A 10,394-nucleotide genomic window follows, 5' to 3' on the forward strand; every position below is an offset into this window, starting at 1 on the left:
ACTGCACCGTGTCGGACGGGATGGCGAACCCGAGCCCGACGCTGCCGCCCGAAGGTGAGAAGATTGCGGTGTTCACCCCGACCACCTCGCCGTTGAGGTTGAAGGTCGGCCCGCCCGAGTTGCCCTTGTTGATCGGCGCATCGATCTGCAGGAAATCGTCGTATTGGCTCTCGCCGATGTCACGGCCACGGGCCGACACGATACCGGCGGTCACGGTGCCGCCGAGGCCGAAGGGATTGCCGATCGCCACGACCCAGTCGCCAACCCGCGGGGTGGCCTTGGCAAGACGCACGTACGGAAAGTTCCCACCTTCGGTCACCTTCAGGAGCGCGAGGTCCGTCTTCGGGTCGGTGCCGACCACCTTCGCGTCGAGGGTGCGGCCGTCATCGGTCGTGACCTGGACAGTTCCACTCTGTTCGACCACATGGTTGTTCGTCACCACGTAGCCGTCGGTCGAGATGAAGAAGCCGGAGCCCAGCACCATGCCGACCTGCGGCTCTCTGCTCTGGCCGAAACGGCGGAACAACTCGCGCAGCTGCGGCGGGAGCTGTTCTAGCTCGCGCGACGAGAGGCCGTCCTCGTCCGAGCTGGCAGCTTCGACCTTGACCCGCACGGCAACAACGGCAGGCTTCACCTTGTCCACCACATCGGCAAAGGTCGCCGGGAGCTGGTCGTGCACTCCGGCTTGGGCTGGAGCGGCGGTGGCAGCCGGCGCACTTTGCGCGAAGGCCGGTGTCCGGGATTCAAAACCCACTGTACCGGCAATGGCACCCGATGCGATGATGGCAATGGCCGCAACAGAGGCAAGCCCCCGCTTGGTGCGCGCCCGGACCGGGACAGAGTTCGGGTCTGACATAGCATTCACTCCATGAATGAGTTCGGCCGCACGGGCGGCATCCACGTCCCGAGAACATTGGGTGGTCCCGTCGCGGTGTCAGCCTGTGAGATTTGACAGAGACCCGGTTCTGCAGAGCCAGGCCCGCGTCCCGCGGGAATGGTCTGTTTGTAAAGTAGTCACCCCCTTGCAGGCGGAAGGCAGCTTTCAGGTTGGGCCAGCCGAAACCGAGGCCTTGCTATACCAGCTGCTCGTCTGCTCCGTTCTCCCCTTTGTTCAAGGTTGCCGGATCTACCTGTCAGAACTCGCAGGCTGAAGGGCAGTTGAGAAACTCCAAGTTTTGGGGAGCATCTAATCCGGTGCCGATTGGCTGATCGAGCGCGGATCCGGTTCGGAGGGAGTATGATAGACAGTAGCGCCCGCAACCAGAGATGGATCGTTTGGTATGCTTTCGCGGCGTTCCTGGGCGTCATGACCGTTCAATATCTCTGGACTGCCTATACGCAGGTCGACACGATTTCGTATAGCCAGTTCGATGAGCTGGTCTCAGAGGGTAAGGTCGCCGAGGTCACAGTCGACCCGGACACCATCACCGGAACGCTAAAAGCTCCTCTTCCCGACGGGCGGCGTCTTTTCACCGTGATGCGCGTCGATCCGGATCTGGTGGACAAACTTGCCGCCAAGGGGGTCGTCGTCTCGGGGGCGGCGCCGCCAAGCCCGTTTTGGACGATCCTGGCCTGGGTCCTGCCGATCGTCAGCTTCTATCTTATCGGTATCTTCCTGTCCCGCCGAATGGCCGAGCGGCAAGGATTCGGCGGCTTGATGACGATCGGCAAATCGAAGGCGAAAGTCTACGTCGAGACCGACACAAAGGTCACCTTCAAGGATGTGGCTGGCGTCGATGAGGCAAAATTCGAGCTGCAGGAGGTCGTGCGCTTTCTCAGAGATCCGAGAGCCTATTGTCGGCTCGGTGCGCGGGCTCCGAAGGGAATCCTTCTGGCGGGCCCGCCTGGAACCGGAAAGACACTGCTTGCACGAGCAGTGGCCGGGGAAGCCGGCGTCCCTTTCTTTTCGATCTCAGGGTCGGAGTTCGTCGAGATGTTCGTCGGCGTCGGCGCAGCGCGGGTGCGCGACCTGTTCGAGCAAGCCCGCAAGGCGGCGCCCTGCATCATCTTCATCGACGAACTCGATGCACTGGGACGCAGCCGCACCACTGGCGGCCTCGTTGGCGGCTATGACGAGAAGGAACAGACCCTGAACCAGCTCTTGGCGGAGCTTGACGGATTCGACCCTTCCAGTGGATTCATCCTGCTGGCGGCGACAAACCGCCCTGAGGTGCTTGATCCCGCTTTGCTAAGACCGGGCCGCTTCGACCGGCAGGTTCTAGTGGACCGGCCCGACCGAAGTGGCCGAGCGGACATTCTCAAACTCCATATCCGCAACATCCGACTCGCGCCCCGAGTGAACCTCAAGGACGTTGCCGGAATGACCATCGGCTTCACGGGAGCCGATCTCGCCAATCTCGTCAACGAGGCCGCAAACATCGCAACCCGGCGCAATGCCCTGGAGGTGGCGTTCGACGATTTCACGACTGCTATCGAACGGATCGTTGCTGGCCTCGAAAAGAAAAGTTGCGTGCTCTCCGACGAAGAGCGCCAGAGGGTCGCCTGTCACGAAATGGGGCACGCGCTTGTTGCCGCGAGCTTGCCCGGTGTCGATCCTGTCCTCAAGGTATCCATCATCCCGCGTGGCGTCGGCGCCCTCGGCTACACGATGCAGCGGCCGACAGAGGATCACTTCCTGCTCGCCGACAGCGACCTGCGCAACCGGATTGCGGTGCTGATGGGAGGGCGAGCAGCCGAAGCTCTCGTCTTCGGGAATGCCTCGACGGGGGCGGCAGATGACTTGCAGCGTGCGACCGACATCGCTCTCATGATGGTGACACGATACGGCATGGCAGAGGCGACCGGCCTGCGGACCTATGCTCCGTCGCAGTCGTTCCTCGGGATGCAAGGCATCGATCGACCGAATGCCTCGGAAGCTACGATCCGGGAGATTGATTTGGCTGCACGCGACATCGTGGCGGCCGCCTATCACACTGCGCTCAGCATTCTAAAGGCAAGCAGGGCTGATCTCGACCAAGGTGCGGAGATGCTGCTCGCGAAGGAAACCATCACGGCTGATGATTTTCTGCCTTTGCGTAGGGCAGGGGAGGCTGGTTCCGCGGAGCATCGCGAGCCCGAACGGAGCGCACAATGAGGGAAGCCTGCAGGATGGGCCTCCTCTCGGAATGATAGGTCTTCCGCAATCGGGGAGACAATGCGTAAAGTCACATTGGCTTTCGAGATTTCTAAGGGTCTCGACAATAGCGTGATCGAACCAAGTCTACAGGAAGGTGGATGCACGATCGAGAATGCGCGTTACCTTCCCAAACGCGGCGACAATTGCCACAAGAGCAGACTTTTGATCCAGCGTTAAGTAGCAAAAGCCAGCAGCTACCTGGAACAGACTCCTGAACTCGATTATGGGCAGCTTGCCCGTCCCGACAAGACTGACGGCTCGCAACAGGGAGATGAAGACGGTCATGCCCTGTTCGTAGGACTTGTAGAAAGAGCCACCCATCTCCATCCGTGCATGCAACATGGCTGTTCAGGAACAGCATCACAGGAATCGGGTGGCCCTCCTCTGAACCGTCATTGATCATCGAGAGGCTGATTGAGCAAGGAGGATCGTTCATGGACTTTCGTGTTGTCGGCGTGTCGCCGGAGCCGTTCCGCCACCTCTACGGGTTGAGCGAGGACGAGCTCGCGAGCCATGGTGTGAGGCGCTACGGCGCCGACGAGAGCCCAGGCTACCCGGACCGCATCGAGATGCGTGACGCGAAGGTGGGCGAGACGCTCCTGCTTCTCAACCATGTCTGCCAGCCCGCCGAGACGCCGTACCGGGCGACGCATGCCATCTTTGTGTGTGAGAGCGCGGAGGAGACCTATGACCGTATCAACGAGATCTCCGAGGTGATGCGCCTGCGGCTGCTGTCGCTGCGGGCCTACGACAGGGTCGGGATGATGCTTGATGCCGACATCGTCGACGGCAAGGGGATCGAGAGTCTCATTGGGCGCCTCTTCGAGAACCCGCAGGTCGATTACATCCATGTCCACAACGCCCGGCGCGGGTGCTATTCCGGCCGGATCGAGCGGGCGTGAGGTGTCCTGTGCAATCAATATCATGGCATTGAGAGTTGTCCTGCGGTCGGAAAACCGAAGGATACTTGCAAGCTTGGAGAACCATTGGTGGTCTTCGCTATCGAATGCCGCGTCAATGCACCCGTTGGGATCAGGGCTCTGCGTCTTTCAGAAGCGCTACGAGCGGACAAGGGCGTAGCCGACGAGTGTCCCCAGGAATACGGTACCGGTCAGCGGGTAGCTGTAGATCAGGCATAGGCCAAAGAACCCGACCGCGGCGGCCAGCATGAGAATGTGCAGCATCAGCGATCTCCACCTGCAAAGGACGGCGCGCAGGCAATATTCGAGTCTGTCGTGGCGTTTGGATCGAATGGGCTGGGCTGCTATACGGGTCCAGACTGCGGTGTGATGTTTTCCATCCTCGCTGGAAAGCCTCCGTTCCAGGATCTCTGCGGTCGAGCCGGGTTCGTCAGCTCGACGAGGGCGACCAGAGCTGCTTCGCTCCTCGTGGCTCTCGCCAAGTCGGGAGCGCCGATTCGTCGTAAGCAGGCTACCTGGTCTCCAAGGCTTGTTGGCGCTCCGGTCGAAGGGAGTGTGTGACATAGCAATCGTGGACAGCGAGCGCCTCAACATGGTCGTCTGACTCCTTGTCGGCAGTCTCGGCTTCAGAGTCAGGCTATCTTGCTGGATGCGAACACTTCCATTCTACATGGGGCGAGCGGAATGCTATCCTGGTCTGAGGGACCTATACCAAGGTTTGGGGCTGAAATCACTTTATACAGGATGATATTATCGTGCGGGGACGTGGACCTTCAAGGCGTGCATAATCCGATCCATACAATAAAGCGCCAGACCGTTGCCTCGAGCAGACGCCGGCAATGATCTTCATCTTGGAAGCCTTTGACCACATCCAACCCTGTGGTGATGCTACGAGCGCCTCGCGCACAGACACATCCATGCCGACCTCCCGCTCCCACTGCTGATTTTGTGATTAGAGGCTCAGGAAAAACCTTGGCTGCAAAGGAAAAGCTGCCTTGATTGATACGTGCCATTGAGAGCCGGTCTTGTTCCGACTCCCAATAAACGCAGCCGTGATCCTGTCAGATCTCACAGGCTGACACTATGACAACGCTACCCAATATTTGGCAGCAGGCTCAACGAGCAGGAGACAGGGAAGGGGACGGGCAAGGATCATCGCTCGCCTGGAACAGGAGGTTTGCATGTCCATCATCTCGTACAGCAACAAGCCCATCATAGCTGGTCTGCTGGCTGCGCTCACCCTGGGATCAAGCGTTTGGCCGACATCCGCTCAGGCGCGGTTCATCGGCATGCACCTGGGTGGCCCCGGAGGTTGGCGCTCCGTTGACCATTCCTCGTACTTGCACGGCCGTCTCTATGCCGGCCGGTGGCACGACGGCTGGTATCCTGGGGCGATTGCCGGTTTGGCGACAGGCGCGATTTTCAGTGGGGCGATTGCCTCCGAAGAGGCCGCACCCTTGTATGCCGTGCCGGTCTACCCGGCTGTTCCCTCAGCAGATCCTTATCGGATCGCCTACTGCTCACAGCACTACCGCTCCTTCGATCCAGCGACCGGAACCTATCTTGGTTACGACGGGGCGCGGCATGTCTGTCAGTGAGTTCCCAAGGATCACGACACGGATGGTGCGAGGACGATCCGTGGCGCCGTTAAAGCACAGCGTTCTACACGCCGCATTAACCTTGCCTTCATGCGCCTAAGGCATCGATTTGGCATCCCGCAAGAACGCGGGATTGAGCCACTGTCGATAACTAAGAAGCATTTGCGACAGATCCACGCCGATCTATCCCGACTCCAAGGCGGACGCGAGATTGCTACCATGTCGTCCCACCCCCTTCGAACCGCGACACCCGATCAGGTTGACAGCACACCTCAGTCCTCCAGCCTCAGGGCCGAGGCCACTTCGGTAGAGCCGCATAAACTCCGCCACCCTTTTATGCGGTGGGCTGCTCCTGCGGTCACTTTGGGCGTCATTGCGGCCGTCGCGGCCCTGCTCGCTGAACTCCTTTCCGGCCTCGACTTCGCAGCCGTAACCGCAAGCGCCGCGCAGACGCCGCTCCCGCTGATCGGCCTGTCGCTTCTCTTCAGTGCGATCAGCTATATCGCCCTTGTCGGCTACGACGCCCTGGCACTGAGAGTGATAACCGATAAGCGGGTTCACTTCACGACGATCGCGATGGGCTCCTTTACGAGCTATGCCATCGGCCACACCCTCGGCTTTCCCCTGATGACGGCGGGCGCCGTGCGCTGGCGTGTCTATGGCACGGCCGGTCTGTCGCTTGCCGAGGTGGCGAAGCTGACAGCCGTCGCGGGGCTTACACTCTGGATCGGCATGGCTGCCGTTGTGGGTCTCAGCGCCTCGCTCGAGCCGCAGGCGCTCGCCTCCCTCGACCGGATCCCTGCCGGCCTCAACCAGGGCATTGGCGTCGCCCTCCTTGCCGCCCTCGCTCTCTGGCTGCTGTGGAACCGCCAGGGCGGCCGGGAGATCGGTTGGGGGGATGTACGGGTTCGACTCCCAGGCGGCAAAGCCGTTCTTCCGCAAATGGGTCTTGGCCTCCTCGATGTGTCCGCCGCGGCCACGGCTCTCTGGGTTCTCCTGCCCCATGAGGTCACCATCGGCTTTCCTGCTCTTGCGACGGTCTTCGCGGGCGCCATCCTGTTGGCCGTCGTCAGCCATGTCCCGGCTGGTCTTGGAGCGTTCGAGGCGGCGATCCTGCTGGCGTTTCCGAGTGTTCCCACAGCTGACCTGCTCTCGGCGGTTCTCGTCTGGCGGCTCACTTATACACTGATCCCCTTCCTGTTCGCCGTGGCGCTCTTCGTCACGCACGAGTTGCGCCATCCAGACACGAAGCTGGCCCAGGCGGCGCGACGCATCCGGCGGTTGATGCTGCCTTTCATGCCAATGGCGCTCGCCGCTTTGACATTCTTGGGCGGCCTCGTCCTCCTCACCTCCGGTGCGCTGCCCAATGACTACTCGCGCATCCGGGCGCTGAGGCATCTCGTGCCGCTGCCCTTCGCCGAGGTATCACACCTCGTTGGCAGCACGGCCGGCGTGGTGCTTCTCATTCTCTCCCGGGGCCTGATGCGCCGTCTTTCGAGCGCCTGGATCCTCGCCGTGATCGTCATCGGCGCCGGGGTCGTCGTGTCACTCGCCAAGGGCTTCGATTGGGAAGAGGCGTTGATTCTAAGCTCGATGTTGATCCTTCTCTTGGCCTATCGCCCAGCATTTTACCGCAAGGCTGGCATCTTCGCGGAACCTCTCGAGCCGCGCTGGCTCATCGCCATCGCGTTCGTTGTCGGCTGCACCATCTGGCTCGGCCTCACGGCATTCCAGGATCTCGCCTACAGCCATGATCTCTGGTGGCAATTCAGCTGGCATGATGATGCATCGCGATTCCTGCGCAGCAGCCTTGTCGCGGTCATCGTCGGCGCCGGCCTCTCGCTCTATGCGATGATTCATCGCTCTCCCTCTACCCAAAAAGCCGAACCGCTCAAGTTCGATGCCCTCGCGCCTGCGTTGGCCTGTGCCGAGCGGGCAGACGCCCAACTCGCTCTGCTTGAGGACAAGCGCTTCTTCTTTCATGAGGCCGGCGACGCCTTTCTCATGTACGCCGTACGTGGCAAGAGCTGGATTGCTATGAGCGATCCTGTCGGCAATCCTGAGCACGCGGCCGACCTCATGTGGCGTTTCCTGGAGGAGGTCGACCGGCATGACGGCTGGCCGGTGTTCTATCAAGTGAGCCCGAGCCATCTGCCGCTCTACCTCGATGGCGGTCTGTCTCTCGTCAAACTCGGAGAAGAGGCGCGTGTCGATCTCACCACGTTCACCACGGAGGGCAAGGCCGGCAAGGACGGGCGTGCCGCCCTCAACCGCGCCAAGCGCGAGAACCTTGAATTCACCATCATTCCGGCTGCCGAGGTGCCAACGCATCTTTCCGAGCTCAAGGCTGTGTCGGATGCTTGGCTTGCGGAGCGAGGTGCTGGGGAGAAGGGATTTTCCATCGGCTTCTGGTCTGAGACGTATCTGTGCCGCTTCGATGTCGCCGTGGTTCGGCGCAAGGGTCGAATCCTCGCCTTCGCCAACATCTGGTATGGTCAGCTGGGCGGCGAGATCGCGGTCGATCTCATGCGCCACGTGCCCCATATCTCCGGCCTCATGGATTTTCTGTTCGTCAGCCTGATGCAGGAGGGAAAGGTACGGGGCTATCGCTGGTTCAATCTCGGCATGGCTCCTCTTTCGGGCCTGTCGGAGCATCGTCTTGCTCCGAGCTGGCACAAGGTCGCTGCCTTCGTGGCCCGCAACGGCGAGCGCTTCTACGGCTTCAAGGGTCTGCGGGCCTACAAGGAAAAGTTCGGTCCTGTCTGGGAGCCGCGCTATCTCGCCTGTCCTGGCGGATGGGCGCTGCCGCAGATCCTGCTCGACGTCACGAACCTGATCTCGGGCGGCCCGATCAGAACCGTCAGCAAGGAAGCAGGGTTATGAAGGCAATGAGCACATTCCGCGGGCTCATCATCGCGGCGGCACTGGTTGCTCTCACACTCGGAAGTGTTCTGCTGGGTCGCTCGGCCTGGTCGGCCGTGACCGGGCCGAGCGTCTCCACCATCTTGGTCGAGGTTGACGAGTTCGGCGCCGTGGATGTGGTGCGGTCCGACCGCCCAGCCCTAGGTCTTATCATCCTGGCGGAGGATGCGTCCTATGCGCAGACGCGCCAGCAGGATGCGCTCGCCCTCGCGAAGAGCGGGCTGATCGCGGTCTCGTTCGATTTCGAGAAGTTCCGTGCAGAGCTCGCCAAGTCCCCTCCTTCGGATGAGTGCCATTACATCTCCGATGACATGAAGGATCTCGCCCAGGCCGTGCAGCGCAAGCTCGGCCTCCAGCGCTACTTCTTTCCGGTCATCGCCGGACGGGGCGACGGCGCAGCTTTCGCCTACGCCGCCCTGGCTCAGGCTCCCGCGAACACTTTGGGCGGCGCGATCAGCATCGGCTTCCAGCCGGTCCTGCGGTCCGACCGAACCTATTGCTTCGATCCGCCGCTGGATCCTGCCGGAGATGGCCTCTTCGTCCTTCGCAGCGAGGCAAACTTGCCTGGGCCCTGGCGTGTCATCGCGCCTGAAAGCGAGCGTCAGCGGATAGAGGCCTTTCAGGAATCCGAGAATGACGCGGAATTCGTGCTGGCGCAGGACGATGCCTGGACGCGGCAAGCCCTGGTCGAGAGCGCGAGCCAGCTCAGCCGGACCGGCGAGCACGGTTACTCCCAACTGCCCGTGTCAGTCATCAAACCGGACGGCCCGGTGAAGGGGCTCGCGATTATCATGTCGGGCGACGGCGGCTGGCGCGACATCGATAAATCAATCGGCGAATGGTTGGCCGAGCACGGGGTCGCTGTTGTCGGAATGGACTCGCTGCGTTACTTCTGGTCAAAGAGAAGCCCCGGGGAGGTCGCCGCCGATCTTGCTTTGTTATTCGACCACTATGGCGCTGAATTCCGTACGGACCGCTATGCAATCATAGGCTACTCATTTGGCTCGGACATCATGCCGGATGTCTGGCCGCAATTGCCGAAGCCCGTCAAGGACCGTGTGGCCGTCGTCTCGTTGCTTGCATTGGGTATCCATGCGGACTTCGAGGTGACCGTGGAAGGTTTCATCGGCACAGTATCCGCCGAGAGCCGACCTCTGCTTCCGTTACTTCGTCAGCTGCCGCTCGACCGGACGCAGTGCATCTACGGCAAGGAGGAGGCAGAGGACAACGAAACCTCGTGTACAGCTCCCGAACTCGGCCAGGCGCAGCGGATCGCCCTTGAAGGCGGTCACCATTTCGATGGAGACTACACCAAAGCCGCGGAGGCGATTTGGGCACGTCTGCAGAACGGAAGCCCAAGGCTTTAGACCGGCTGTCGCTGGGCACTTTGGCGTGAGACAGGCGATCTAATCATTTCAGTGACTTAGCTTGGGTGCTGAGACGAAAGTTTGGGCACTTAACCTGAGATTCTCGTTGGCTTTGGGCAGTTAACGTGAGATTCCGGCTCTCAAACGTTGTCTGGATTCGGGGCGGGCGTGAGCGACAGCGAACTTCACGGGGATGAAGCCGAAAAGGCTGCGCGATGGGCTGAAGGTTGTCGACGACATGAGGCGATCCGCCGGCTCGTTGAGCGGCATGGAAGCAGCTTTCCGAGGTCAGATGTGGAGGATGTCGCGTGGGAGCTCGGTGTCAGCCGGGCGACGCTCTACCGGCTGATCGACCTTTACCGAACATTCGGTACCGTGGGCATGCTCCAGCCCCGCACAGGAGGCCGGAGGGCAGGGACAAAGGCACTGTCCGATGAAACCGAGCAGCTGA

At 61.2% G+C, this 10,394-nt stretch carries 9 protein-coding genes; 6 read left to right on the forward strand and 3 right to left on the reverse strand.

What is annotated here, in order from left to right:
* Positions 1-856: trypsin-like peptidase domain-containing protein (locus ACS5Q1_RS41175; protein ID WP_473103648.1), on the reverse strand; the 856-nt coding region annotated here is incomplete at its 3' end.
* A 381-nt stretch (positions 857-1,237) separates the two neighbouring features.
* On the opposite strand from ACS5Q1_RS41175, the gene ftsH reads away from it, so the two are divergent.
* The gene (ftsH, locus tag ACS5Q1_RS41180) at positions 1,238-3,094 is read left to right on the forward strand and encodes an ATP-dependent zinc metalloprotease FtsH (protein WP_473103649.1); all 1,857 of its coding nucleotides are present in this window, start codon (positions 1,238-1,240) and stop codon (positions 3,092-3,094) included.
* Between the two features lie 126 nt (positions 3,095-3,220).
* Here the strand turns inward: ftsH and ACS5Q1_RS41185 are convergent, their stop codons facing one another.
* Positions 3,221-3,421 (reverse strand): hypothetical protein, encoded by a 201-nt coding sequence (locus tag ACS5Q1_RS41185; RefSeq protein WP_473103650.1) that lies wholly within the window; start codon positions 3,419-3,421, stop codon positions 3,221-3,223.
* Positions 3,422-3,570: 149 nt separating this feature from the next.
* Here ACS5Q1_RS41185 and ACS5Q1_RS41190 point away from each other — a divergent pair, with 149 nt between their 5' ends.
* Positions 3,571-4,038 (forward strand): DUF1203 domain-containing protein, encoded by a 468-nt coding sequence (locus ACS5Q1_RS41190; RefSeq protein ID WP_473103651.1) that lies wholly within the window; start codon positions 3,571-3,573, stop codon positions 4,036-4,038.
* A 156-nt stretch (positions 4,039-4,194) separates the two neighbouring features.
* On the opposite strand, the gene ACS5Q1_RS41195 is transcribed toward ACS5Q1_RS41190, so the two are convergent.
* Positions 4,195-4,320: a hypothetical protein gene (locus ACS5Q1_RS41195; RefSeq protein ID WP_473103652.1), complete on the reverse strand. Its 126-nt coding sequence runs from the start codon at positions 4,318-4,320 to the stop codon at positions 4,195-4,197.
* Between the two features lie 917 nt (positions 4,321-5,237).
* On the opposite strand from ACS5Q1_RS41195, the gene ACS5Q1_RS41200 reads away from it, so the two are divergent.
* The 4 genes from ACS5Q1_RS41200 to ACS5Q1_RS41215 form a co-directional block, all read left to right on the forward strand.
* Entirely contained in the window at positions 5,238-5,654 is a 417-nt protein-coding gene (locus ACS5Q1_RS41200) for a BA14K family protein (protein ID WP_473103653.1), read from the forward strand.
* Between the two features lie 219 nt (positions 5,655-5,873).
* A complete protein-coding gene (gene mprF / locus ACS5Q1_RS41205; protein WP_473103654.1) occupies positions 5,874-8,537 on the forward strand; it encodes a bifunctional lysylphosphatidylglycerol flippase/synthetase MprF in 2,664 nt (887 codons plus the stop codon).
* Entirely contained in the window at positions 8,534-9,943 is a 1,410-nt protein-coding gene (locus ACS5Q1_RS41210; RefSeq protein WP_473103655.1) for a virulence factor family protein, read from the forward strand. Before mprF ends, ACS5Q1_RS41210 begins: the two co-directional genes overlap by 4 nt.
* A gap of 294 nt (positions 9,944-10,237) precedes the next feature.
* The coding region (locus ACS5Q1_RS41215) for a helix-turn-helix domain-containing protein (protein ID WP_473103660.1) at positions 10,238-10,394 on the forward strand (157 nt) is incomplete at its 3' end.

This window comes from Microvirga sp. GN3, assembly GCF_055792825.1.